A 24,959-nucleotide genomic window follows, 5' to 3' on the forward strand; every position below is an offset into this window, starting at 1 on the left:
TGCTTTTTCAGAATTCATGCCTTTTTACAGATTATTTGCCGGATAATGATTTTTTGTGACGAATTCGCCCCGGAGTAACACCAAAATTCATTTTGCAAAAATCATTGAAGTGAGAAGGAGATGAAAAGCCATAATCTTCACTTATCTCCTTAAATGATTTTTCAGAGCTGTTTATTTCATGGTATATAGCTTTCGAGCGCTCGTCTTTCATCCAATGGTAAGCCGATACCCCAAAGACTTTCTTAAATCGTTTTTGGAAGCCTGAAAGGCTATAATGAGTCATATTTGCCAACTCTTGCACGGTCTTAACCTTATAATGGTTTTTCAGAACCAGTTCTGAGAACGAAATATCCTTACTCAGTAACGGATAAAAGAAACGGAGCAATTCTTTCTTTGGATAATATGCTCTCAAAAGGAAATAATATTCTTTAGCCTTCAGTTCAAAATAATATGTGCATTTCAGCCCGTCGCTCATACATGTATCCAGAAAGTCCAGAAAAACCTCTACACGTTCATTTATATCAAGGAAGCACAAACCCGGATCGAAATTACTATCTTCTTCCTTTAATAAAGCATCTAACGAGAAGCAGTCGCACAGCTGCTTTGTATTATGCAAACGAATCAATATCAGCACAGTATCTTTTTCGGCTATGCTTTTAAATTGGCTTCCGGCAGGCAATAACATCATCTTACCACAAGGAATCACCTCATCAATAACTTCACCAAATGAGAAACTTAAAGCTCCGCTGACCACAAATATAGATTTATTGTCAATAGGAAAAACATCCCAAAGCTGCCCCTTTTTCAAGATTAGCTTTTCTATTGTAGGTCTTTTCCCCTTCTCGTAATTATAACAAGAGAGATGTTCCTGAGCATATAATAATTCCATAGGGACGTATAGTTTGTTCGTTTCTAAATATATGTCTTGTCTGCCTGCCTATACAAAAATAGAGAAAAAAAGTCAGTATACAGCATTTGAGCATTTTTATTTATCATCATACATATCTATTGGACATAGATAAATACTATTATCTATTTCCTACGAGACACGTAAAAGTTAATTTATTGATTATTTCAGAAAAAAAGTGCAAATATTCATTGTACATAAAAAATATGTCATATATTTGCGGTGTACTATTAAACTAATACACTAGTCAAATATGATAAAGATTGAAAATTTAAGCTTTTTCTACAACAAAAAGAGACCAGTATTTGAACAGGTTTCTTTTGAAATGAATAGCGGAATATATGGTTTGTTAGGAGAAAATGGTGTAGGAAAGACTACGTTACTGCACATTATAAGTGGCCTGTGTTTTCCGAAGGAAGGAAGTTGCAAAGTTTTTGGATATGAATCGGCAAAGCGCAATCCGGAAATGCTTAAGCAGCTATTTTTTCTTCCCGAAGAATTTCAAGCTCCTACTTTACCTATAAAGGATTTTGTCAGATACAATTCGGGGTTATATCCAAATTTCAGCGAAGAGCATTTTGATACGTATCTTAAAGACTTTCAGGTAGAGAAAGACCGTAAAATGTCGGAATTATCTTTCGGGCAGAAAAAAAAGACGATGATTGCTTTCGCTCTGGCATTAAATACCCCTATCACATTGCTGGACGAACCGACAAACGGGCTTGACATCCCATCGAAGTCGCAATTCAGAAAAATAATAGCATCTGCTTATGATGAACAAAGATGCATCATTATATCAACGCATCAGGTAAGGGATCTGGAAAGCCTGATAGATCCGATTATTATACTTGACCGTAATCAGGTGTTACTAAATAATTCGGTTGAAGAAATAACCCGAAAGCTATTATTCTCATATACGCAGTACAAACCGGAGAATACGCTATACTGCGAACAAACAATGCAGGGATATACATCAGTATCTGCCAATGAATATGGAGAAGAAAGCACACTCAACATCGAAGCCCTGTTCAATGCCGTGGTAAACAACAGAGCTGAAATAAAAAAATTATTCAACCCTAAACAATAAAAACGATGGATACTGTATTTAATATAAACCGATTTGTAAATCTGGAAAAACGGAATATTTCCCTGTCCAAGATGCAGTATATCTATATTGCCAGCTCTCTTGCAGGACTATATATTCTATCAATGCTTTTGCATATTCTTACAGGAAGCAATTTTGCTGAATTCATTTATTTTATAGCTTATGTGGTAATAGTGGGAGGGCCTTGCTTCTTTGAAAAAAATATCAGCAAACATAGCAGCATATTTGATTTTACCCTGCCGACATCTACATTCGAAGATTTTCTCAGCATCTGGATAAAATATGTCATACTGATTCCTGTCTCTATTTTTCTGGTTATCCTCATATTAAATTTTGTTACAGGAATAGTTCCCATAGAAGCTTTACAGGAACATGCCAAAGATATGTCGTTTGCCGATCTTACATTAAAAAAGATATATAAGATATTAGCATTCCAATCGATATTTATGCTGGGATATTTTTTCTTCAGGAGATATGCTTTTGCCAAAACGACACTAATCATGCTCATGCTGCTTGTTATATTGACGTTTTTCGGAGTGATTATCGGATACCTGTTTTTTAAAGGACAAGAGTTCCAGTTCAATGGAAACATGGAGCACAACGAATCTTTCAATATGGGCTATACTCTCGGGCGTTCGATGGGGGTTACCGAAATAAAAAACGACTTGATTATTAGTATATGTGGTACTATAATTTCCATTATAATGCCAATAGGGGCATGGGTAGTATCGTATATGAAACTGAAAGAAACGGAGATTTAAATATGGATTTTAAAACAAACAAACCAATATACCTGCAAATTGTGGACTTTTGTTTCCAGAAGATGCTTACAAACGAATGGCCGGAAGAAGGGCGTGTCCCTTCAGTCAGGGAATTGGGAGCTACGCTACAGGTAAACCCGAATACAGCCATGCGCGCATTTGAATATATGCAAGCGGAAAATGTAATATATTCTAAACGTGGAATGGGATATTTTGTGGCCGAAAATGCACAGAAGCTGATACTGGGGCTTCAGAAAAAAGACTTTTTTGAAGAGACTTTACCCGAAACCTTTAGGACTATGGATCTTCTGGACATCAGTATAGACGAGATAGTGGACAGATACAATAAATCAAAAGAATAGAGATATAAATCGTGAACAGATGAAAAAATATGCTAATAAAACCCTTTTAGTTATGATCGCAATAATTGTAATTTGTATTATAGCAATAATATACAGAGTGATAGATATTTTATCGTCAACTATGTAAAGACACCTTCACCTTATAACAAAAGGCCTGTGTATAAGATCATACACAGGCCTTTTTTATGGGTTGGTATATTATTTCTTGTCTTTATTTTGATCGGTGTTAGTTCTGGAACTGCTTCTTGTTGATGCTGAACTGGAATTTGTTGTCCCCGAGGAATTTTCCGGCCTCACTGTAGGGCGAGTTGTACTTGGACTATTCGAATTATTTTCTGCAGGGCGTGTAGAGGAACCACTATTTGTAGGGCGGGTGTTGGGACTGCCGGTCGAAGGACGGCTGGTCGAACCGCTATTAGAGGGCCTTTCCGAAGATCCCGAATTATTACCCGGACGACTTGGTTCTGATGGCCTGCTCGGTTGAGACGGACGATTTGGCTGGGATGGCCTGCCCGGTTGAACGGGACGATTAGGTTGAGGTATGTAGTTCGGATTATTGGGATAATATGGATAATTACCACCTGATACATTTTCATACATGAAATCATACCCTGTCATTCTACCATTCAGAAATTCGACGGCATAGGATTCATTACGATAAGTCTGATATTCAAACACTTCGAACATACCATCTTGTGTGTAGCTTGTAGAAAGAATACGCACTGGTTGTCCCATAATTCGCCCAACTTCATTCGGCGTCATACCCACAGACAGGTTATAGACATCAGAAACACGTGTAGTCACACAGCCTGTAAATAATATGATTATGGAAAATATAATAAAGAATACTACTCTTTTCATATTACGAAGTTTTATTGATGTATATACTGATTAGAACATCAACAGATATAAAAGGTTTAATCTGGATTGCAGTTATTTATTCTAAATAAGTTTTGCTTAGTCTTTCTTTATATACAGAACTTTCTTTACAACCGCATTGGTGATACGGATAGAAGATACGATCTGCCCTGTATTCCGGGAGAATACATCTATATTCCAGACATGTGTGGAACGGCCTTTGTGTTGAATAATTCCTTTTGCATATACTGTGTCACCAACCAGGGCTGGTGACATATGGCTGGCACTGATCTGCATGCCAAAACATTGCTCGTCATTCCCGCACAGCATATTTGATCCTATTCCGGCCAAAGATTCGGCCAAAGAGATAGTAGCCCCGCCATGCAGCACTCCCATCGACTGCGTCAGCTCGTGTACAACAGGCATAGTAGCTTCAAGAGACGCCAGATCATCAGATTCAATGAAAGTGATGTTCAGCGTCTCTACCAGTGTACCTTTAATATGTTCGCGTATTTCGTCCTTGTTTATTCTCATTATCTAGTTTATACCTACTAAAAAGCCATTAGCCACAAGTGCGCTTTCGGCTGCATCTTCCAGCTCCAGTGTATATGTCTGTACCGGATCGAGTACCCCCTGAATAACTGTTAATTCAACAAAGTCGGTACTGGTAACATTATAAAACAACACATATTCGCCTATGTTGCAGCGTTGAACTTCCGTATACTTTTTGTTCATCATCGTACGGTTAGGATCAACTGAAACCCAACCTTTCTCGCCCAAAACAGGATAATCGACAGTCAGTACTATTTGCACTCCTGATTCCAGCGTTATTCTGACAAGTCTGTTCATCATCACCTTACTTACAGACTTTACTGTTTTCTCTTCGTATACTTTATCTTTTGTATTGAATGCCAAAACCTTATCTCCGGCCTTTATATTTTCAATATTCTTCTTTGCATCATCACTCATAGTGATTTGTGTACCGGACGCAATACTAGTCTGTGCTTTCATGTTCAAACCGAACACAAACAGGCAAACTAGAGTGGAAAGGAAGAGTCTGATTCTCATAATAATTTCGTTTTATGTAAAGTTTTTTTGCAAATATAAGAATATTTTACAGAAAGAAACCTTTCCTGATTAAGTTATCAGTAATATTTTACCACTGAGATCATTCTACAGTCACAGATTTAGCCAGATTACGGGGCATATCCACATCCCTGTTTTTATTTACGGCAATATGATATGCCAATAGCTGCAACGGGATTGACGTCAACAGGGGATCGAGACATTCGTCTGTGCGTGGAATTTCTATATAATGATCAGCCAGGGCCTTCATTGTTTCATCACCCTCGTTAATGATGGCTATCACCCTACCCTTCCGGGCTTTTATTTCCTGAATATTGCTGACCACCTTTTCATAAATAGCGCTGTGAGTGGCTATTGTCACTATAGGCATTTCATTATCGATAAGAGCAATAGGACCATGCTTCATTTCGGCAGCCGGATATCCTTCTGCATGAATATAAGAAATCTCCTTCAGTTTCAATGCCCCCTCCAATGCAATCGGATAATTGTATCCGCGTCCCAGATAAATAAAGTTCTGGGCATAGGTAAATATCAACGATAGTTCTTTTATTTTGTCGTTCACCGATAATACCTGTTCTATTTTTGATGGTATTTGTTGCAGTTCTTTAATAACTTCTATATATTTCTCTTCATTTATAGTTCCTTTTGCCTTACCTACGGCCAATGCCATCATTGTAAGCACTGTAACCTGGGCTGTAAAGGCCTTTGTCGAAGCCACGCCTATCTCATGTCCACAATGGGTATATGAGCCTGAATCGGTATTGCGGGGAATAGATGAACCAACCACATTACATACCCCATATACAAAAGCTCCGGCTTTACGGGCAAGCTCGATGGCAGCCAGCGAGTCGGCAGTTTCTCCTGACTGCGATATAGCGATCACTATATCATCCGGACAAAGTATGGGATTACGATATCTAAATTCGGACGCATATTCTACTTCTACCGGAATACGGCAAAAATCCTCAAACAGATATTCCCCTATGAGCCCCGCATGCCACGATGTTCCACAAGCAATGATTATAATACGACGTGCATTGACAAACTTTTCTTTATAATCTATTATACCCGACAAGGTAACATTGGTTCCCTCTATATTGATACGACCGCTCATACAGTTTTTCAGCGTTTCGGGTTGTTCGAATATCTCTTTCAGCATAAAGTGAGGATAACCGCCTCTTTCCAACTGGCTGAGATTCATTTCCAACTCTTTCACCTCCGGAGTTTTCTCAATATTTGATATTGTTACGACCTTCGGATCTCCATCCCTCCTTATAACTGCAATTTCCTCATCATCCAGATAGATTACTTTATTCGTATATTCAATAATAGGAGAAGCATCCGATCCCAGAAAGAATTCCCCATCACCGATACCAATTACCAACGGACTACTTTTTCTGGCAGCAATGATCCGATCCGGGTTACCTTTTTCTATCACAGCAATAGCATAAGCCCCTACTACCTGATTAAGAGCTATCTGCACAGCTGTAAAAAGATCACAGCTATGTCCTTTCTTTACATATTCTATCAATTGCACCAGCACCTCGGTATCTGTACTGCTTTGAAACTTATATCCTTCATTGAGCAATTGTGTTTTTAGTACAGCATAATTCTCAATGATCCCGTTATGAATCAAAGCCAGTGATTCGGACTGCGAATAATGTGGATGGGCATTTGCATTACTGGGTTCACCATGTGTTGCCCAACGTGTGTGGGCAATACCTATCGTGCCTGAGATATCTTTATCCTGAACAAAATCCTCGAGATCCTTCACCCGGCCTTTTGCCTTATATAAGGAAAGCTTATTCTTTTCATTAATTATTGCTACTCCGGCGCTGTCGTATCCACGATATTCGAGACGATGCAAACCTTTTATCAAAATAGGATAGGCTTCACGGAAGCCTACATAACCAACTATTCCACACATAAGGTATTCAATTTACGCCAAAGATAATCAAAAAGATTTTTATTTATCAAATGAAAAGAAAAAAGACAGAAATAATGTGATTCCAAATCAATTACACGACTTTATGTCATATAAATAATTTATATGAAAAAAATAAAGATATTTATCTATAGGATAAACAATGAGCAAATGTGATAATATGCCAATGTGCCAATAATGAATGATCTTTGAAAAAAATAATGGTTGACAAGTAAACAAGATACGAGATACAAGAATTTTGTCAGTTCTGTCAGTTTTTTGTTAACTGAGTTGACTGCTAACTGAATTGGAGCGAAGCATAAATCGACGGAGTCAAATATGTATACAGTTTGTAATGTTTTAGTTAAAAACAGATTGTCACATAATGACATTTATAAAATAAACAAAGGTTATTTGGCGTTAAAAAATTTAGAATATTTGCTTATTTTTTATTAGTTTTACAGAGGAGTAATATAAAAAACGGGAAGTTATGAAAAATCTAATCTTTATAATGTTAGTAGTGTCGATTCCCTTTTATGCTCAAACCCAAAAGGAAGAGACGCCCAAAGACAGCTTGCCTCCATTAAAGAAAGAAAATCTGAAGCTGAACGAGAAACTGGATTATTATCTGAAACTGGATAATGAACCGGATAAGAAATTGGAGAAAAACAACATCTTTAATTCAGACATACCGGAATTTGAGCCTTTACAAAAGAATGAAAGCAAAAAAAAAGAGTTTGACCCGAAACTTCCACCTTTAGATATTTATACCGGACCACCACTGGAAAGTAATACGTTTTCCCGTAATCCTTTTATTAACGATTACAGGTTTAATTCGGGAATGGATATATCATACAATGCCTGGCTCAGCACTTCTTCTATGCAAAACACTTACCCCAGTCTGGGCGCGGTGCGGATGTTGAATGCAAACTTCAACTATCAGCCGCTGGACTGGCTTGTAATTTCGGGAGGCCCCTATGCGGCGAAATATAATCTGATGGGAAATTCCTATAATGATATTGGAGCTAACGGTAACTTAAAGTTTATTCTTCACGATCGCATCAGGCTAAATACTTATGGGCAATATTCTGTATATGGCGATAAAAACATGATACACGGACCTATGATGAACATGTTCCCCCAGACATATTATGGAGGCAGTATAGAAGTAAAGATTACAGAGAAGTTCGGAGTGGAAGGCGGAATAATACGGGAACTAAATCCCTTTAACGGAAAATGGGAAAACCGGCCGTTTTTTGCACCAGTGTTCTATAAATAACAAGAGTAGGTATAGCCGCAGATATTATTGATTCGAAATTTGTATATGAAAAAATACCTGATTATTTTATTACTGTGGCTGACACCAGTTACAGGGCTATTCTCACAGGATAAAAGTTTTTTTCAAAAGCTGTCGGATGCAGCAATAGAGTTAACAAAGGACAAGGTGGTCTATGATCCGCGCTATATTACCATTCCATATCCGAACGGAGATGTTCCCTCTGACAGGGGTGTTTGTACCGACGTGGTGATCAGGGCTTACCGCAAACTGGGTATAGATCTCCAAAAAGAGATACATGAGGATATGAGAGCCAATTTCAGCAAATATCCCCAAAAATGGGGGATGAAACGCACCGATAGAAATATCGACCACCGAAGAGTCCTGAATCAGGCCATGTTCTTTTCACGCTTCGGCACAATCAAGAAAATATCTGACAAAGGAGAGGATTATGTGCCCGGCGACATCGTCACATGGGATCTGGGAAATGGCATTACCCATGTAGGAATAGTAACAGGCCGTATGTCGGGAGATAAGAAACGGCCATTAATAGTACATAATATAGGACAGGGACAAGTACTGGAAGACTGTCTTTTCAGCTTTAAAATAACGGGGCATTATTGCTATCAGAAAAAATAATAGCAGACTCAATCTTTCACAAGAGGCTTCAGTTTCTTTATAGCCTTCTTCGCCTCGCTATAGTAATCATACCTGTTGTTGGGATCTAAGCGTAGTATCTTTTTGTAATCATTAATGGCATCATTGTAGTCTTTCCGGACTTCGAATGCTGTCGCTCTTTTCAGGTATAAATGCACATTGGCAGAATCGAGTAGTATCGATTTGTTGTAGTCCAAAATAGCTTTATCAAGGTTCTTTAGCAAGAAATAAGAGTCTCCTCTGTTGCAGTAAGCCATAATATTTAATGTATCGAGATCGATAACTTTGTTGTATTCTGCTATGGCTTTATCATAAGATTCTTTTGTTTTATATATTTCTCCCCTGTTATAATAAATATCTCTTAAATAGGGAGGGTTCAATTTTGCGGCTTTGTTGAGATCCGACAAGGCTAAATCATAATCTTTTTTCTCTTCATACAGAAGTGCCCGATTATAATATGCGTCGGCATAGCCAGAACTCAGACTAAGGGCTTTACTATAATCGAGAATGGCCAGGCTGTCCTTATTTGTAGCCTGATATACGCATCCCCTGCTATAGTAACCTCGTGGTGAAGTAGAATCTATCTCTATGATTTTGTTGGTATATTCCATCGCCTTCTTATAATTCTTGGCATCCAGATATTCGTTACTGATGTATGTATGCCCCTCTATCAGTAGTAAGTTCTTTTTTCTTGGGGTTATAAGGGCATTGTCTTCGTTAATATCCTCTATAATAGTCTTAAATGCCACTATCCTTTCCTTCGATGTATCCAGACTGTCGACAACCCTCGCTATCTGGTGCCTGAAGTGGGAAATGTGTTCATCCTGCTTAAGCTCTTTATCGAAAAGCCCGCAAGAAGATAAAACGACTAATAGAGGAATCAATAAGGCGTATGTAAATTTGTGGTACGTCAGTGATGAGTAAATTTTTACCATATAAAAAAATATGAAGTAACCAATATACTTGAATGAACTAGCTCGGGAACAAAGATAGAAAAAAATGCTAATATAATTAATTCTGCTATAATCTTTGATCTAAGATAAAATACTTCTAAATAGTAGAAGCATCTATTCTCACGAACAAATGCTTCTTTAAGTAGTGTTTTATTTCTGTAAAAAGTAATTTGTATTTTTATCTTAGAACTTTATCTATATAATAAAACGAAATTTTTAATAAAGTGTTACATGAAAAATAAAATATTCCACAAAAAAAGTCTGCCATATCTAAATGACAGACTTCTGTATATGATTCTAATATTTTTCTATTTTTCAGATAATCCCCGCTCAAAGGTATCTACCGTGCTTACTTTAATAATTTTACGTTCGTCGATATTCAGCTTTTCCACAATTTCGCTTTTCAGATCAGAAACGACATATATCATCGAATCGTCTTTCATAACAGATCTGAGTCCACGCGAATCATCCAGTATAAAAGTATTTTTATCAAGAGACTTGTATATTCCTTTCAATGGCTCCTCGTAGTTCTGATAATAATAGTAAGTTTTATCATTATTGAACTCATAACTCATTGTATTTTCATCAAGCTTTTTAGCAATATAATTCTCGATTATGACTTTTAGAGAAGGATCTGTAACAAAAATCTCTGCTTTGGTAGACGAATACACCCAATGCCCCTGCACATTCTTCATCGAAGAATTATCTTCCTTTTCACAAGATGCAAAAAGAAGCCCTAATGCAATTATAGGTACTAATATGTATGTCAGGAATTTCATTCTAAAGCCCACCCTTTAAGATTATTTCACAAAAGTACATAATAAAAACGAAATGGCAGATAAAATATTGCATTTTTTTAGCAAAAAACAGGTGGAAAAAGTTAAAAAACGTCCACCTGTCCGATCATCAAATTATCTATATGGTCATTATGGTTGATACAACTTGAAATCAGGGCTCTTAGAAGGTATCGAAATAGTAGCTATTACCAAAACCGTGATATTTGTATCTGCCTGCAGAGTACTCGAAACGAATTTTAGTAAGATCGTCATCTGCTATCACAGTCTTACCCTGAGGCTTAATGATTATAATATCAAACGTCTCCAGATTCCATGTCTTATTCTCGTTATACCACGCAGGGTTGATAGTGAGTACAGAATCGGATAATGCATAATCCAGCTCTAAGGCTTCGGCTTTTCTTCCAGCTGAGATATCACTGGAACCAAAGGCTCTTTTCGTTATCTCTATTTTGTAATTAGTTGTTAGGGTATCTGTAGCATCTTTTATCCTCACATTGGGAAGTATACATATTTCCCTGTCCTTCATCCTGTCACCTTTGTAAATAAATTTCCGATTGTGTGGTAAATGATCTCTATTAAGATAATCTGTTCCGAGTTTTACATAAAGCGTGTCGGAAGTAGTACTTGCAGATATCTGTTCTACAACTTTAGTGTCTTCCTTATGGGAATACGCAAATCCAAAACCCTTATTGCCGAGATAGAATACTGCGCCTAACCATAGAATAAGGCATATGATGAAACTCACAAAACTACCGGATGTGAATGGAGTGCGTCTCAATAGCTTTACCAAAAGGATGAAGAATCCCAGTATTGGAAATATAAAGGCAATCACCAGCGAGATCTTAAAGTTCCATACATCGTAGCCCAATATCATCATATAGTTGGAAAGGCCTACAATATCGGTATCGAAATAAAGCCACACCAATACAATGATGAAAGAGATCAGAATAATGAATGTTATAACAGCGATGAAACCGACTATGATATTCAGGAGTATATTCAGAACCCTGTTTACAGAACTTCCTTTATATTTGCGGTTAGCGGGTTGACCGCGCTCTTCTATATTGAGAATAGATGGGTCATCGCCGGTCATCGCTAATTTTTGTTTAAATGTCCGGGCGGCAGGCATTACTATCCATAAGATGATATAAATACCGACAATCAGCATACACGAAGGCATTCTATATCCGACAAAAAACAGCAGGAGGAATAATCCGGCAAAGATGAGGCGAATAGCAGTAGGATCGATTTTGAAATAATGCCCCAATCCACTACATACACCTCCTATAATCTTATTGTCCAGGTCGCGGAGCAATTTCTTTTCAAACTCGGGATTTCTTCCATGGAGGCTGTTGCTCCCCGTAGTGTTGTCTGCACTCGCAAAACTATTGGCCGAATCGTCAAAATCTTTGGGATTTCCCATTATTTTTATGAGTTCCTCTGCATCATTTATAGATACAACCCCATCGTTTGCACTTATCCTCATCTGCAGCAACTCGCTTAACCGTGATTCTATATCAGAAATAATCTCTTCCGATTCAGGATTTCTGGCAAAGTGGGTTCTTAAAGCTTTCAGATAATTATCTAATACGAAGTAGGCATCTTCCTCAAGGGTAAAAGCCAATCCTCCTATGCTAACCTTTACTGTTGGTTTCATTGCAGTAGTTATTATTTGTTTCGAATATTATCAATTACCCTCACCAGGTCAGACCACACGGCATCCAGTTCTGTCAGCACGGCACGCCCTTTGTCTGTTATCTCATAATATTTGCGTGGGGGGCCTTGCGTAGATTCTTCCCAGCGATAACTGAGTAAACCCTGGTTTTTCTGACGTGTGAGCAATGGATACAATGTTCCTTCTACTACGATCATTTCAGAGTCTTTTAGTTCGTTTATTATAGCAGATACATATGCATCTCCCTTCGACAAAATGCTCAGAATACAGTATTCAAGTATCCCCTTTCGCATTTGAGCCTTTATGTTGTCCACGTTAATTGTTTCCATATCCTTCGTTTATTTAGATTGAGATGTATATTTCCTTATATTTTCAGCAGTAGGAGCGAATCCTCTCATTTGTAGCTTCTGTGCCACACTAAGGGCACGTGGCGCCACTATCCATAAGACAATGTACGCTAATATAGCAGTGCCATAGGCGAAAACCAGAACAACAAAGATCACCCTGATAATTGTGACATCGATTCCGGTATATTCCGACAAGCCGCTGCATACACCTGCGAGCATCTTATTATCTATATCGCGGAAGAACCTTTTATCTCCTTTCGTGTAATCAGTATCATCGCTATTATACGCAGAATAAGTGTTTTGCTTCTGACTGTGAGATGCTCCCTCAACCTCACCCAAGTGATCTATCACTATTTGCACTAAAGCCATATCAACTACCTGATTGGAAAACCTCATTTCTTTCTGGAATAACTCGGCCACACGGGCCTCAACATCCTCCATTACTTCACGGGCTTCATTTTTATCCGGTATTGTATCTTCAAATCGCTTCAGATATTCTTTCAATCTGAAATAAGCATCATCCTCCATAGTGAAGTTGATCTTTCCTATACTTACTTCTATAATCTTTTTCATAACCTATTATTATTTTATACAATGATGTTTGTAATGCAAATATATAAATAAATATTAGTACCATGCAATACATAGTACTAACAGAAAAGAAATAATTCTGGATATATAATTGATAACATGCAAATTAGTCAGATACAGCAACATGAGATTTAACCTATTTTAACCACATGACAATATAAAGTAAACATTTTAGCAGTAAAAATGTAGTTAAAATCATATTTTATTTCAGAAAGTTTATCTATATAATCAGAATAGTCAATGAAGTCATCTAGACTTTTTTTTATTAGCAATATTTTGGAGTAAATACTCGCTTTATCATTTTGAATTCGAAGAATCGGCGAAGCCAACAGAAATGAAAAATCTCTTGAGAAACGAGATGCTTCCTATCGCCAGCATGACAATCAACGATCGACGAAGCGAAGGCGAGTCAAAATGAAAGAAAAATTAAAAGTCTAGATGACATTAATATAAGCGATCTTTGAATTGTAAATCGACGGAGCCAAATGCGAAATCGGCATCGTCAGAAATATAGAAAATATGTCAGAAATGTCAAGTTTTAAGAAACAGTTACGAGTTGCTTCGCCTAACGGGCAGGTACGGGTTACAAGTTTGTTAACTGATAACTGAGTAATCTGTCAGGTTTGATTAAAAATGCTGCAAAAGTGTAACTTTTGTAACTTTTTTGTTAACCGAAGAATCTGTCAGATTTGTCAGGTTTTAGTAAAAAAACAACAGATGAACATTATTTAAATAAATCACAGCTTCTACAATTCAAACTTAAATCCAATTGACAAACAATCAATTAACTTTTTATGCGTTTTGATATAAACAATCTTAAAAACCAATTTAGACGATAAGATATTTTATATATTTGTCGATCTAAGTTTTACGAAAGAGGAATGAAACATAAAATAATTGCTTTATTAATTTTTATAACAATCTGGATCACTGAAGCTTCTTCACAAACAGGAATTACAGCGAGGCTCATTGAGACCGAAACTACGATAGAGGGAACGACAAAGTCCCGCTTTCCGGGAGGAGAAGGCACTTTGTATGATTACCTTATCAAGAATATAAGATATCCTTATATTTTAGTCCAAACTGAAATGGAAGGGGATGTTGATCTAAAATTTTCGATAGATAAGGAAGGTAAAGCAGAAAATATTGCAGTATTGAAAGGCTTTGATCCGCTGGCTGATGATGAAATAATCAGGGTTATAAAAAATATGCCTAAATGGATACCAGCCGAATCTGACGGGAAGCCTATAGATGCCAACTTTAGACTAAATATACATTTTAGCCTGAATGATGAATTGAAAGAACTGGCTAAACAAATGAAAGATACGGCCAACGAGTACAGCTATGTAGAACATCCTATTATAGCTGAATACAGAATGAAAACTGAAGAACTGGCCACAGCAGCAAAATTACCTGAGAATTCTGATATAGAGCCGGATAAAGAACAGACACAAGTTGATTTCTCCTTAAACCGAAGCCCAGAATTCCCAGGAGGGACAAATGCTTTGGAAGCCTATCTTAAAGAAAACATGAGATATCCCAAAAGAGCGATTAAATATGGCATAGAGGGACGAACAATATTTAACCTGCTAATATCACCGGAAGGGGAAATATCAAAAATATGGATATTTAAATCCCTGTTCCCTGATTGTGACGAAGAAGCCTTCATTCTCATAAAGAAGATGCCCAAATGGGTACCCGGATTAAAGAATGGAGAACCGGCAAGCATGGAGGTCCTGGTTCCCATAGCATTTGTACTGCCTAAATAAATATTCTTTATAGAGTATAAGCGAACATATTTAACATTATATTGTTTTATATATTAAAATTATAAAAACAACAATATAATAAATTACATAAATATGAAATTACTGGAAAAGAATACAGATTTAGGCTTGCTTATTTTACGATTGACCATAGGTATATTGATGCTGCTGCATGGTATAGCCAAACTAATGCACGGCGCAGGAGGCATAGAACAAATGCTCGAGGGCATGGGTCTGCCTTCATTTATAGTATACGGCGTGTATATTGGAGAAGTGATAGCCCCATTATTCATTATCTTCGGTTACGGGACACGGATAGCGGCCGCTATTTTTGCCTTCAATATGATAGTTGCTGTTGGTATGGCCCATGCAGGAGATATATTCATTTTAAGCAAATCCGGAGGATGGGCTATAGAAATGCAAGGTCTGTATTTCTTCGGAGCAGTAGCTTTAATGTTTACAGGAGCAGGCAAGTATGCTTTAAGTAACAAGCATCTATGGGATTAAAAAAAGTTTTAGATAAATAATCAGATAAGAGATCGAACCGAAAGGTTTGATCTTTTGTTTTTATCAAAAATAAAGAAATTTATCTATAACTTTGTGATCTAAATGAAGAAGCCGATGACAACAAAAGAACAATACTGGAAATACACTCTTATTGCTCTTCTCATAATTATGGGAATCGTATTATTTCGTGAATATGCCCCTTTTCTGAGCGGTTTTTTAGGAGCTTCTACCGTATATGTTCTTGTCAGGAAACAAATGTTTTTCCTGGTTGAAAAGAAAAAAATCAGAAAAAGCCTGTCGGCAACCCTCATTCTTATTGAGGTCTTACTTATATTTCTCATACCATGTACCTTTGCTGTATGGCTATTAATAGAGGAATTGCATGGGATTAATCTAAATCCCACTGCCACTATAGACACTATACAAAATTTCGCCAATCTTATAAAAGAAAAAACCGGGTATTATGCTTTAAGTACCGATAACCTGGTAAAAGCGGCTGCCTATCTACCTAAGATAGGGCAAATGCTGGTAGCCGGAGTCAGTAGCTTTGCTTTGAATTCGGTCATTCTTTTGTTTGTGCTATATTTTATGCTTGTAAGCGGCAAGGAAATGGAAAAGTTCTTTTATGATCTGCTTCCTTTCAATAATGAAAACAAAAAAGATGTATTGAAAGAAGTAAATGTAATGGTTAAGTCCAATGCCATTGGGATTCCCCTCTTAGCGATAATCCAGGGTGCTTTTGCCTTGATAGGATATTATCTGTTCGATGTGCCAAATCCCGTATTATTTGCATTTGTCACCTGTTTTGCAACAATAATACCTGTTGTGGGCACAATGATGATATGGTTTCCTTTGGCACTATATATGGGACTGAACGGAGACTGGCCTAATGCCATAGGCTTAACTGTTTATGCATTAATTGTCATATCGAATGTGGACAATGTAGTACGCCTTTTTCTTCAAAAACAACTAGCTAATATTCATCCTCTGATAACCGTATTCGGGGTAGTGATAGGGCTATCCGTTTTCGGTTTTTGGGGTGTAATATTCGGGCCTTTGTATTTATCTATGTTTGTTTTGTTACTTAATATATTCAAAAGGGAATATCTGGATAAGAACCAATAACAACAGAGTTCCCCATAAAGGAGAACTCCCAAAATAGATCTATCGTAAATCTACATTCCGCCTCCTTGTCCTCCACCTTGTCCCGAGCCTTGAGCTCCACCCTGTTCTCCGCCGGACATTCCGTCATCGTTGCTTATACTCCGTTTGGTTTTCTTTATCTGTGCTTTCATTTCGCCAAAACGGAACGACACAGAGATACCAAAAGACCGCATCCGGTTTGTATTTCTCGTCTCGGAATAAAAGATCGGAGTAATTTGTTCGTTCTTAAACTCACGGTCTTTTTGGAACGGATTCTGCACAAATGCCCTAAAAGTAAGTCTCTCACTCATAAATCCTTTTGATGCGGAAAGGCTATGAAAGGAGAATGTAGAGCCTTTACTCTCCAGTCCGATTTGAGGACTGAACACTCCGGCATTGGCATATATGCGAAAAGCCTTTGGGAAAGAATACTGCGCCCCGCTATAGAAGGATCCCTGAAATCCGTGGTTAGACAGATTTTGATAATTATTAGATGCAGTACTGGCTTCAAGATTGGTCTTCACGTCTGTATATCCACCCCATAAGTTACTGTAGAAACGGAGTTTATCGGTGATACTCCAATTGACATAGGCCGACATACTCAGGCTTTTACGCTTTCCAATATTATCATAGGTGGTAGTGTTCACATTACCTTCTCGCGTGGCAATCCGTTCTATACCGTTGTTCTCAAAATTGTAAGATACATTCATATTGAAGTTGATCTTCGGCGTAAAGAATCCATAATTTGAGTTAATTGAATGAGACTTTACAGCATCAAGCCCTGGGTTCCCTATCGTTACGAAGCTTGCATCAGAATTATTCTGATATGGATTCAACTGGTAAATACCCGGACGCGAGATGCGCATGTTATACCCCAAACGAATATTCTGAGCCGGTTTTATCTGATAAGTAACAGTTGCCGATGGTACCAGATTTGAATAATCCGTTTTGAAATTCTGGACTGTATTTTTTGGATATTTGGCATTAAGCCAGGTGGCTTCATACCTTACTCCTGTTTTCAACCCCCATTTTTTGAATTTGGCGCTGTACCCTCCATAAGCGGCGAGAATGTCCTGCTCGTGCCTGAATTTATCTTCGACTCTATCTAATATTTCCCATGTCCCATCAGGCTTTAAGTCCTCTCTTCCACTATTACTCTGGTTGAGACGTATAATATATTTCAACCCTGTTTCAAGGCTATGCACTTTACCAAAAGGAGTGACAAAATCTATCTGGAAAGTATGTTCTTTCTGATCTGCATCGGAATATTGCCTGTTGTCAATCGCATTCTGAGGTATATCTCCTTCAGCATTCTGGATATTCACATCTGACTCCGAGTCATTAGGACTGACACTAAAACGGTAAGATGCGGTCAAAAGCTGATCTTTCTTTTTAAATGTACGCTGATAATCAACATTGAGATCAGTACCTCCATAGGTATTTTTGTTATTGCCTAGCTGGTTGTATTTATAATATTGATCTCCATTCATATCGAACATCTGGTTGAACCAGTCCGACTTCGATTTACCATCTCCAAAATAACGGTTAAACCCAACATTGATCAGGTTGAGAGTATCTATCTCGTAACTTAGTTCACCCGAACCGTATTGACCGCTACCATCATACTTTGATGAGCCGTTCCGGTGCAAAAACTTATTACTATTCGCCTCGGCAGTATTCCTCAGATCTTCCAGAAAACCATATACATCTGATGTAGGCTGTTTCCATTTATAATAATTATAGCCTCCATTGAAACCTATTTTCCCTACTTTCATCGTTAGGTAACCTCCACCTCCGAAACCTCCACGATCATCTATACGTGCATTCAGGTTGGCGGTATAGCCACCCATAGATGAATTTTTCTGGGTTATAATATTGATAATTCCGGTTACTCCTTCCGCATCATATTTTGCTCCCGGATCGGTAATCACCTGTATATCTTTTACCGTATTGGCCGGCATGCTGCGCAATACGTCTTTCGGATTATTAGATATCATATTGGAAGGCTTCCCATTCATATATATCTTAAAACTGGACGACCCTTTCAACTGTATATTTTCCTCTCCGTCCACAGTTACCATCGGCACTTTTTTCAGCATTTCCAGCACATTGTTGGTCTTTGACTCGGGATCACTCTCAATACTATAAGTTATTTTATCGAGATCGACTTGTACTAAAGGTTTCTGAGCAGAAACAACAACCTCATTCAGAGCCTGGGCATCATCGCTCATCTCTATGTTTCCTAAGTCAAGCGTTTTTGTGTTTCCTATTTCTATTTCCTTAGAACATGTACTTTTCCCTATATATTCCGACTGGAAGATATACTTACCGGTCTTATTCATCGTAAAGCTGAATTTACCATTCTCATCTGTAGCTATGGCTTTTACCGGAGTCACCGGATTATCAGCCGACAGAATTTTTATGGTAACATAGGGAATTGTTTCATTTGTCAGCGAATCTTTTACCTGTCCTTTTACAGTTACATTTACAACGGAATGCTGAGCAGAGACAAATGAAAAATTCAGGAGAAGAAACCCGGTTAATAAAAGGATAATCTTCAGATTGGGCGTACTTTGTTTCATAGATGTTAGCGTTATTATTCTATTGGTTAAGTTCTTGTTGTGAATATAAAATGAGATAACAATTTTATCTCATTTTCTTATACCAGTCGTATTTATTATATTTTTATCACCATATCGTTTTCTATTTCATTATTTTTAACAATAAAGATCTGTAATATAAATAAATATCTAAGTTCAGTATATTGTATTGCCAAATATATGTCTATTTTTTTAGACAAAAGAAAGACTGACTATTTTTTTAGACAATTTCACATTTAGTTTCGGCGGCAGAGTCAGCTTGTTAATCCCCTTATGGTAAACTTCTTAAAAAAACAATCCTATATTTTAACAAAAACCTGACAAAACGGACAGATTCTTATCCTTTAGCTATTAATCAATAGCTATAAGCTTATTAACTAAAACCTGACAAAAGGGACAAAAATTTAATATTTATTTTCCTATTTCAAAGATCGCTTCCTACTTTCTACTGTCTACTGACTACTATATACACATAGATAAAGTATTCAAATATTTATTACATACCTATTGCATAATCCAAATAAAAAAGATTACTTTGCATTTCAAAGTAAATAAATTATGGATACAAACCTCGATGATTTGAAACATATACGTTCCATGATGGAGCGTTCCAGCAAATTCCTTTCATTAAGCGGCATGTCGGGCGTATCGGCCGGATTGGTGGCACTTATCGGGGCGTTTGCTGCCTATAATATACTTAAAGGGAGTTTATCTGTCACTGGGAATGTAAAGTATGACCTTGTCTTGCTGGCAATAATCGTAATTTTAGGAGCGGCAATAGTCGGATTCTACTTTTGTGCCCGTAAAGCGAAGAAAAACGGATCCAGGTTATGGATGCCCGTTACATATCAGGTATTAGCTGATTTCATGATCCCAATGGCTGTGGGTGGGATCTTCTGCGCTATTTTACTATATCATAACATATGGTTTCTTATTGCGCCATCCATGCTTATTTTTTATGGATTAGCCCTTATTATTGCAGGTGAACGTACATATAAAGACATAAAAATATTGGGTGCCTGTGAAATTATACTGGGACTGTTTGCCGCTATTGCCGACTGGAACAATCTTATCTTTTGGGCCATAGGCTTTGGTATTCTGCATATAATATACGGACTGGTGATGCACTTCAAATATGATGCAAAGCCAAATAAAGACAGCTGAATATGAAGGATATTATATCAGGATTAAATAAAGCCTTCGACAGCCGTGTACGCCTAGGCATTATGTCTGTGTTATCGGTTAACGAGAGTGTGGACTTCAATACCATAAAGGAATTGCTCAACGTTACCGATGGCAACCTGGCCAGCCACCTCAAAGCCCTTGAAAAAGAGAATATCATCGAGGTAAAAAAACAATTCCTTGGCCGCAAACCCAATACTTCGTATATGATAACACCCTTAGGGGCAAAACTTTTTAAAGAACATATCGACGCACTTGAAAAATTAATTAATCCTTTATCATAATTTTTTTATTTTACAACTTTGAATTTCAAAGAACTTTTAATAAACATCATTTTAAAGCTTATGAAAACAAATTTTAGCAAAAACACCGATTTGATTTTAGTAAAGATCATAGTAGTTGCGGTCATTATTCTAGTGCTGCTGTGGCCTATACACATGGTAAAATCTCTGATAAAGGAACGGCAGGGAAACAAAGATGCCGAACAAACGGATATAGGCTGGAAACACGGAGGGAAACAGTTGATCACGGGCCCTGTACTTGTTGTTCCTTACATTTATACTAAAGATAATATTTCAGAGAAAAGGCTCGCTTATTTTCTTCCGGACGAATATCTTGTCAATGGAAATGTAAAACCGGAAGAGCGTACACGCGGGATACAGAAGATTCTCAATTATCAGGCAGATATGAAGATTAATGGACGCTTTTCTTTTCCCGAGGTCAACAATATAGGGATCGATCCTGCAACAGTTTCATGGGGCGAGTGTTTCCTTATGACAGGTATTCCTCATCTTCAGAACATCAGAAATAAAATAACCTTCAAGGTAAATGATCAATCATCCGAAGTAATCAACAGCATACCTCAAAACGATCTGCTAGCCAGGGGTATCATGGTCATGCTTCCTCTTCTGAATCCTGAAAAGAAAGACAAAATCGAATACAGCCTCGAATTAACACTGAACGGTACCGAAGGTCTCTACCTCAATCCCGTAGGCAAATACACAAGTATACATCTCACTTCGGACTGGAAATCGGTAGAATACACCGGAGACTTCCTTGCAACCGAAAAAACCGATACAACAAATGGCATAGACGCACAATGGGACATATTCGACTACAACCGCGATTATACACAAAGTTGGAAAGGCAAAAACGAGAATTTCGAAAAATCGGTAGTCGGCATCGATCTCGAATTACCGCTAAACCACTATGACAAAACGCTGCGGGCGGTAAAATATGCTATCATGTTCATTGTACTTACATTTCTGGTCTTTTTCCTTGTCGAACTGGTCAGCAAAAAACGTATACATCCGGTTCAATACCTGCTTGTAAGCCTTGCCCTCATCCTGTTTTATACCTTATTACTTGCATTCTCGGAACATATAGGATTTACCCTGGCATATATAATATCCAGTATTGCTACCATCTCACTGATAACAGCCTACTCACATTCTATTTTCAAAGAGATTAAACAAACTGTATTCATGGGTATCTTTCTAATAGTGCTCTATTTATATCTCTATATAGTACTGCAACTGGAAAATATGGCTTTACTATTCGGAGCTACCGGTTTATTCATCGCATTGGCCATAGTAATGTATGTGCTGCGAAAAGTAGAATGGTACAAGAAGGATAATATAAAGGAAGATGAACTAGTTGAAGAAACCCCTCCGGCATATATTCCGGAAAATGATAATAACTAAAATATATAAATGAAAATACTGAATGTCAAGCATCTAACAAACCTGGCATTCAGTCTTTTCTTGTTTTGAGTAAAAAGAAAAAGAAATACAGTAAATCTATTTTTACATTAAAAACATATCTTTGCAATATAAGTAACCGAAAGTACTAATAGAACAACATCCGGTTCTTGCTTATTTTATTGTTGCATATACTCAAATAACAAATAGGTCTGTGACCTTAACTTTTAAATCAGATGCAAATGAAGGCCAATAATGTAAAACTTTTTTTCTTTTCAACAATTTTCTTCTGCCTCAGTGCAAATGTCTTTTCTCAAAACAACCCGGATTCCGACAGGAAATACTGGACTGATCTGGCATACAAAATTGCAGAACCCGTCCTCCGAAATATGAGCAACGGAGAACTGAGAAAAAATATGGAATTAGAACTAAGTCCGAAATGGGACGGACGGAATAAAAACGTGGCATATACCGAAGCCTTTGGCCGGCTAATGGCCGGAATAGCTCCCTGGCTTACCTTACCTGATGATAATACAGACGAGGGAAAACAAAGAAAACAACTCAGGGAATGGGCTTTGAAAAGTTACACAAACGCCGTTGATCCGGATAATCCCGATTATCTGCAATGGGCAGGGGTCAACCAAACCCTGGTAGACGCAGCCTATATTGCAACCAGCTTCATCCGTGCTCCGAAAGCCTTATGGGAACCACTGGATGACATTACAAAACAACGTTACATAAAAGAATTTAAAAGCCTGCGAAAAATAAGGCCGCCTTATAATAACTGGGTATTATTCAGGGCAACAATAGAAGCATTCCTGGTCTCGATAGGTGAAGAATATGACGGCATGGCACTGGATATAGCTCTCCGCAAAATGGAAGAATGGTATCTGGCTGACGGATGGTATAGTGATGGTCCCGATTTTTCTCTGGATTATTACAATTCATTTGTAATTCAACCCATGATAGTAGAGATATCTGAAATTCTCACTGCAAAAAAAATATATAGCCCGATCAAATCCGATCTGGCACTCAGGCGTATGCAACGATACAATCAGCTACTTGAACGACTTATCTCCCCCGAGGCAACCTTCCCGGCAATGGGACGCTCTATGACATACCGCATGGGCGCTTTTCAGACATTGGCTCTCTCTGCCTGGAAATATAAACTACCGGCAACAATGACAAACGGGCAGGTACGCAACGCCCTTACTTCTGTTATGAAACGAATGTTCTCCGTGGAAGGCAATTTCAATAAAGCAGGGTATCTCCAATTAGGATTTGCAGGACATCAGCCCGAACTTGCCGATTATTATACCAATAACGGCAGTCTCTATCTTACCTCACTAGTATTTTTGCCTCTGGGCCTAGCCCCCGATCATGATTTCTGGACTTCGCCTGCTGAGGAATGGACTTCTCAAAAAGCATGGAGTGGAAAACCATTCTTGAAAGATTATCATGAATCTGTGAAGAGATAAATCAAAAAATACCAACAAAATAAAGCAATAATGAAAACCTTAAATCTAGTTCTGTCAGTCGTATGCGTATCATCTATCTTTGTTTCGTGCAAACAGGACGCCGGTATTGAAAAAGAGAAGTTTATTAAAGAAAATGTAGAATTCGCCACAGCACAGACCGAAAAGATGCTGGAAACCACAGGAGAACCTACAGGCAAAAACTACCCACGCACGATGAGGAACGACAGTACGCTTGCGGTAACGGGTATGTATGACTGGACTCCGGGCTTTTTCCCCGGATCGTTATGGTATCTGTATGAGTTAACGGGTGAAACCAAATGGAAAGAAATTGCGGAAAAATGGACTGTATCTTTAGAGCCTCTTAAAACACATACCGGAACGCATGATCTTGGATTTATGATGTATTGCAGCTATGGCAATGCCGAGCGCCTTGCTTCTAAGCCAGAATATAAAGATATCCTTATCGAAAGTGCGGAATCCCTGTCTACCCGTTTCAGTGACAAAACGCAGGTAATAAAATCGTGGAACCGGTTCAAATCATGGAATGATACCATCAGATATGATTATCCTGTGATTATTGATAATATGATGAATCTGGAGATGTTGTTTTATGCATCAAAGGCATCTGGAGATAAAAAATACTATGACATAGCTGTAAGCCATGCCGATATGACATTGAAAAATCATTTCAGGGAAGACTTCAGTACATACCATGTCGTATCATACGACACAGTCAGTACAAACGTCTTGAGCAGGAATACTGCGCAGGGGTTCAGCGATAACTCTACCTGGTCGCGCGGACAAGCCTGGGCTATTTACGGATTTACAATGGTTTATCGTGAGACTAAAGACCCGAAATACCTTGACGCCGCCATCAAAGCAACTGATTATTATCTGAAAAACCTACCTACAGATCTTGTCCCTCTATGGGATTTCAATGTGGGACAAGATGGTTATGTCACGGGAGACCGATCGTATGCTAAAGAATTTCAGGAAAAGCTAAGGGATGCATCTGCCGCTGCGATAGTATGTTCTGCGTTATTTGAACTGGGAGAAGCGGCCAATAATCCGGCATATACTGATACTGCCGTGAAAATGTTACATAGCCTTGCTTCGCCACAATACAGAGCCACCCTCGGGTCAAATGCCAACTTTATCATCATGCATTGCGTAGGAAGTATACCTCATAAAGCTGAAATAGATAAACCCTTGGTATATGCCGATTATTACTTCCTTGAAGCATTGGTGAGATATAAGAAAATGATGAATATATAATTTAAGTAT

At 37.9% G+C, this 24,959-nt stretch carries 24 protein-coding genes; 13 read left to right on the forward strand and 11 right to left on the reverse strand.

What is annotated here, in order from left to right; genetic code table 11:
* Positions 1 to 31 precede the first annotated feature (31 nt).
* The gene (locus tag GGR21_RS09695; RefSeq protein WP_183307020.1) at positions 32 to 889 is read right to left on the reverse strand and encodes a helix-turn-helix domain-containing protein; all 858 of its coding nucleotides are present in this window, start codon (positions 887 to 889) and stop codon (positions 32 to 34) included.
* A 271-nt stretch (positions 890 to 1,160) separates the two neighbouring features.
* Between GGR21_RS09695 and GGR21_RS09700 the strand changes: the two genes are divergently transcribed.
* The 3 genes from GGR21_RS09700 to GGR21_RS09710 are packed head-to-tail and all read left to right on the forward strand — an operon-like array spanning position 1,161 to position 3,135.
* On the forward strand, positions 1,161 to 1,994 hold the full coding sequence (locus GGR21_RS09700) for an ABC transporter ATP-binding protein (protein ID WP_183307021.1): 834 nt from the start codon (positions 1,161 to 1,163) through the stop codon (positions 1,992 to 1,994).
* Positions 1,995 to 1,999: 5 nt separating this feature from the next.
* Positions 2,000 to 2,773, forward strand: a complete 774-nt coding sequence (locus GGR21_RS09705) for a hypothetical protein (RefSeq protein ID WP_183307022.1) — start codon at positions 2,000 to 2,002, stop codon at positions 2,771 to 2,773.
* A gap of 2 nt (positions 2,774 to 2,775) precedes the next feature.
* The gene (locus GGR21_RS09710) at positions 2,776 to 3,135 is read left to right on the forward strand and encodes a GntR family transcriptional regulator (protein WP_183307023.1); all 360 of its coding nucleotides are present in this window, start codon (positions 2,776 to 2,778) and stop codon (positions 3,133 to 3,135) included.
* 198 nt (positions 3,136 to 3,333) lie between these two features.
* On the opposite strand, the gene GGR21_RS09715 is transcribed toward GGR21_RS09710, so the two are convergent.
* From GGR21_RS09715 to glmS, 4 genes are all read right to left on the reverse strand, one after another.
* Positions 3,334 to 3,996: a hypothetical protein gene (locus GGR21_RS09715; protein WP_183307024.1), complete on the reverse strand. Its 663-nt coding sequence runs from the start codon at positions 3,994 to 3,996 to the stop codon at positions 3,334 to 3,336.
* A 96-nt stretch (positions 3,997 to 4,092) separates the two neighbouring features.
* Complete coding sequence (locus GGR21_RS09720; protein ID WP_183307025.1) at positions 4,093 to 4,527, reverse strand: PaaI family thioesterase; 435 nt, start codon at positions 4,525 to 4,527, stop codon at positions 4,093 to 4,095.
* Positions 4,528 to 4,530: 3 nt separating this feature from the next.
* Positions 4,531 to 5,061, reverse strand: a complete 531-nt coding sequence (locus GGR21_RS09725) for a Hint domain-containing protein (RefSeq protein WP_183307026.1) — start codon at positions 5,059 to 5,061, stop codon at positions 4,531 to 4,533.
* A 100-nt stretch (positions 5,062 to 5,161) separates the two neighbouring features.
* Positions 5,162 to 7,006, reverse strand: a complete 1,845-nt coding sequence (gene glmS / locus GGR21_RS09730; protein WP_183307027.1) for a glutamine--fructose-6-phosphate transaminase (isomerizing) — start codon at positions 7,004 to 7,006, stop codon at positions 5,162 to 5,164.
* Between the two features lie 487 nt (positions 7,007 to 7,493).
* On the opposite strand from glmS, the gene GGR21_RS09735 reads away from it, so the two are divergent.
* Together GGR21_RS09735 and GGR21_RS09740 are read left to right on the forward strand one after the other, a co-directional pair.
* A complete protein-coding gene (locus GGR21_RS09735; protein ID WP_183307028.1) occupies positions 7,494 to 8,282 on the forward strand; it encodes a hypothetical protein in 789 nt (262 codons plus the stop codon).
* A 45-nt stretch (positions 8,283 to 8,327) separates the two neighbouring features.
* Positions 8,328 to 8,918, forward strand: a complete 591-nt coding sequence (locus GGR21_RS09740; RefSeq protein WP_183307029.1) for a DUF1287 domain-containing protein — start codon at positions 8,328 to 8,330, stop codon at positions 8,916 to 8,918.
* Between the two features lie 8 nt (positions 8,919 to 8,926).
* Here GGR21_RS09740 and GGR21_RS09745 read toward each other — a convergent pair whose 3' ends face one another.
* The 5 genes from GGR21_RS09745 to GGR21_RS09765 all read right to left on the reverse strand — a co-directional run bounded on the left by GGR21_RS09745 (position 8,927) and on the right by GGR21_RS09765 (position 13,281).
* Positions 8,927 to 9,871, reverse strand: coding sequence for a tetratricopeptide repeat protein (locus tag GGR21_RS09745; protein ID WP_183307030.1), 945 nt, complete (start codon positions 9,869 to 9,871; stop codon positions 8,927 to 8,929).
* A 326-nt stretch (positions 9,872 to 10,197) separates the two neighbouring features.
* Positions 10,198 to 10,668, reverse strand: coding sequence for a hypothetical protein (locus tag GGR21_RS09750; protein WP_183307031.1), 471 nt, complete (start codon positions 10,666 to 10,668; stop codon positions 10,198 to 10,200).
* A 178-nt stretch (positions 10,669 to 10,846) separates the two neighbouring features.
* The gene (locus GGR21_RS09755) at positions 10,847 to 12,343 is read right to left on the reverse strand and encodes a PspC domain-containing protein (protein WP_183307032.1); all 1,497 of its coding nucleotides are present in this window, start codon (positions 12,341 to 12,343) and stop codon (positions 10,847 to 10,849) included.
* A gap of 11 nt (positions 12,344 to 12,354) precedes the next feature.
* Positions 12,355 to 12,690, reverse strand: coding sequence for a PadR family transcriptional regulator (locus GGR21_RS09760; RefSeq protein WP_183307033.1), 336 nt, complete (start codon positions 12,688 to 12,690; stop codon positions 12,355 to 12,357).
* A gap of 9 nt (positions 12,691 to 12,699) precedes the next feature.
* Positions 12,700 to 13,281 (reverse strand): PspC domain-containing protein, encoded by a 582-nt coding sequence (locus GGR21_RS09765; protein WP_183307034.1) that lies wholly within the window; start codon positions 13,279 to 13,281, stop codon positions 12,700 to 12,702.
* Between the two features lie 899 nt (positions 13,282 to 14,180).
* Here GGR21_RS09765 and GGR21_RS09770 point away from each other — a divergent pair.
* The 3 genes from GGR21_RS09770 to GGR21_RS09780 all read left to right on the forward strand — a co-directional run bounded on the left by GGR21_RS09770 (position 14,181) and on the right by GGR21_RS09780 (position 16,697).
* Entirely contained in the window at positions 14,181 to 15,068 is an 888-nt protein-coding gene (locus tag GGR21_RS09770) for an energy transducer TonB (protein WP_183307035.1), read from the forward strand.
* Positions 15,069 to 15,161: 93 nt separating this feature from the next.
* A complete protein-coding gene (locus GGR21_RS09775; RefSeq protein WP_183307036.1) occupies positions 15,162 to 15,572 on the forward strand; it encodes a DoxX family protein in 411 nt (136 codons plus the stop codon).
* Positions 15,573 to 15,686: 114 nt separating this feature from the next.
* Complete coding sequence (locus tag GGR21_RS09780; protein ID WP_183307037.1) at positions 15,687 to 16,697, forward strand: AI-2E family transporter; 1,011 nt, start codon at positions 15,687 to 15,689, stop codon at positions 16,695 to 16,697.
* A gap of 50 nt (positions 16,698 to 16,747) precedes the next feature.
* Here GGR21_RS09780 and GGR21_RS09785 read toward each other — a convergent pair whose 3' ends face one another.
* Positions 16,748 to 19,297 carry a TonB-dependent receptor domain-containing protein gene (locus GGR21_RS09785; RefSeq protein ID WP_183307038.1) on the reverse strand — a complete coding sequence of 850 codons (2,550 nt, stop codon included), beginning with the start codon at positions 19,295 to 19,297 and terminating at the stop codon, positions 16,748 to 16,750.
* 576 nt (positions 19,298 to 19,873) lie between these two features.
* Between GGR21_RS09785 and GGR21_RS09790 the strand changes: the two genes are divergently transcribed.
* The 5 genes from GGR21_RS09790 to GGR21_RS09810 all read left to right on the forward strand — a co-directional run bounded on the left by GGR21_RS09790 (position 19,874) and on the right by GGR21_RS09810 (position 24,950).
* Positions 19,874 to 20,479 (forward strand): hypothetical protein, encoded by a 606-nt coding sequence (locus tag GGR21_RS09790; protein WP_183307039.1) that lies wholly within the window; start codon positions 19,874 to 19,876, stop codon positions 20,477 to 20,479.
* A 2-nt stretch (positions 20,480 to 20,481) separates the two neighbouring features.
* Positions 20,482 to 20,781 carry a winged helix-turn-helix domain-containing protein gene (locus GGR21_RS09795; protein WP_183307040.1) on the forward strand — a complete coding sequence of 100 codons (300 nt, stop codon included), beginning with the start codon at positions 20,482 to 20,484 and terminating at the stop codon, positions 20,779 to 20,781.
* 60 nt (positions 20,782 to 20,841) lie between these two features.
* Complete coding sequence (gene creD / locus GGR21_RS09800) at positions 20,842 to 22,200, forward strand: cell envelope integrity protein CreD (protein WP_183307041.1); 1,359 nt, start codon at positions 20,842 to 20,844, stop codon at positions 22,198 to 22,200.
* Positions 22,201 to 22,439: 239 nt separating this feature from the next.
* On the forward strand, positions 22,440 to 23,675 hold the full coding sequence (locus GGR21_RS09805) for a DUF2264 domain-containing protein (RefSeq protein WP_183307042.1): 1,236 nt from the start codon (positions 22,440 to 22,442) through the stop codon (positions 23,673 to 23,675).
* Positions 23,676 to 23,705: 30 nt separating this feature from the next.
* The gene (locus GGR21_RS09810) at positions 23,706 to 24,950 is read left to right on the forward strand and encodes a glycoside hydrolase family 88 protein (protein WP_183307043.1); all 1,245 of its coding nucleotides are present in this window, start codon (positions 23,706 to 23,708) and stop codon (positions 24,948 to 24,950) included.
* Positions 24,951 to 24,959: the final 9 nt, after the last annotated feature.

The organism is Dysgonomonas hofstadii (assembly GCF_014196915.1).
Taxonomy (GTDB): domain Bacteria; phylum Bacteroidota; class Bacteroidia; order Bacteroidales; family Dysgonomonadaceae; genus Dysgonomonas; species Dysgonomonas hofstadii.

Coding starts and splice junctions, on each gene's coding strand:
- GGR21_RS09695 (WP_183307020.1), bottom strand. CDS start 889: ATGGAATTATTATATGCTCAGGAACATCTCTCTTGTTATAATTACGAG.
- GGR21_RS09700 (WP_183307021.1), top strand. CDS start 1,161: ATGATAAAGATTGAAAATTTAAGCTTTTTCTACAACAAAAAGAGACCA.
- GGR21_RS09705 (WP_183307022.1), top strand. CDS start 2,000: ATGGATACTGTATTTAATATAAACCGATTTGTAAATCTGGAAAAACGG.
- GGR21_RS09710 (WP_183307023.1), top strand. CDS start 2,776: ATGGATTTTAAAACAAACAAACCAATATACCTGCAAATTGTGGACTTT.
- GGR21_RS09715 (WP_183307024.1), bottom strand. CDS start 3,996: ATGAAAAGAGTAGTATTCTTTATTATATTTTCCATAATCATATTATTT.
- GGR21_RS09720 (WP_183307025.1), bottom strand. CDS start 4,527: ATGAGAATAAACAAGGACGAAATACGCGAACATATTAAAGGTACACTG.
- GGR21_RS09725 (WP_183307026.1), bottom strand. CDS start 5,061: ATGAGAATCAGACTCTTCCTTTCCACTCTAGTTTGCCTGTTTGTGTTC.
- glmS (WP_183307027.1), bottom strand. CDS start 7,006: ATGTGTGGAATAGTTGGTTATGTAGGCTTCCGTGAAGCCTATCCTATT.
- GGR21_RS09735 (WP_183307028.1), top strand. CDS start 7,494: ATGAAAAATCTAATCTTTATAATGTTAGTAGTGTCGATTCCCTTTTAT.
- GGR21_RS09740 (WP_183307029.1), top strand. CDS start 8,328: ATGAAAAAATACCTGATTATTTTATTACTGTGGCTGACACCAGTTACA.
- GGR21_RS09745 (WP_183307030.1), bottom strand. CDS start 9,871: ATGGTAAAAATTTACTCATCACTGACGTACCACAAATTTACATACGCC.
- GGR21_RS09750 (WP_183307031.1), bottom strand. CDS start 10,668: ATGAAATTCCTGACATACATATTAGTACCTATAATTGCATTAGGGCTT.
- GGR21_RS09755 (WP_183307032.1), bottom strand. CDS start 12,343: ATGAAACCAACAGTAAAGGTTAGCATAGGAGGATTGGCTTTTACCCTT.
- GGR21_RS09760 (WP_183307033.1), bottom strand. CDS start 12,690: ATGGAAACAATTAACGTGGACAACATAAAGGCTCAAATGCGAAAGGGG.
- GGR21_RS09765 (WP_183307034.1), bottom strand. CDS start 13,281: ATGAAAAAGATTATAGAAGTAAGTATAGGAAAGATCAACTTCACTATG.
- GGR21_RS09770 (WP_183307035.1), top strand. CDS start 14,181: ATGAAACATAAAATAATTGCTTTATTAATTTTTATAACAATCTGGATC.
- GGR21_RS09775 (WP_183307036.1), top strand. CDS start 15,162: ATGAAATTACTGGAAAAGAATACAGATTTAGGCTTGCTTATTTTACGA.
- GGR21_RS09780 (WP_183307037.1), top strand. CDS start 15,687: ATGACAACAAAAGAACAATACTGGAAATACACTCTTATTGCTCTTCTC.
- GGR21_RS09785 (WP_183307038.1), bottom strand. CDS start 19,297: ATGAAACAAAGTACGCCCAATCTGAAGATTATCCTTTTATTAACCGGG.
- GGR21_RS09790 (WP_183307039.1), top strand. CDS start 19,874: ATGGATACAAACCTCGATGATTTGAAACATATACGTTCCATGATGGAG.
- GGR21_RS09795 (WP_183307040.1), top strand. CDS start 20,482: ATGAAGGATATTATATCAGGATTAAATAAAGCCTTCGACAGCCGTGTA.
- creD (WP_183307041.1), top strand. CDS start 20,842: ATGAAAACAAATTTTAGCAAAAACACCGATTTGATTTTAGTAAAGATC.
- GGR21_RS09805 (WP_183307042.1), top strand. CDS start 22,440: ATGAAGGCCAATAATGTAAAACTTTTTTTCTTTTCAACAATTTTCTTC.
- GGR21_RS09810 (WP_183307043.1), top strand. CDS start 23,706: ATGAAAACCTTAAATCTAGTTCTGTCAGTCGTATGCGTATCATCTATC.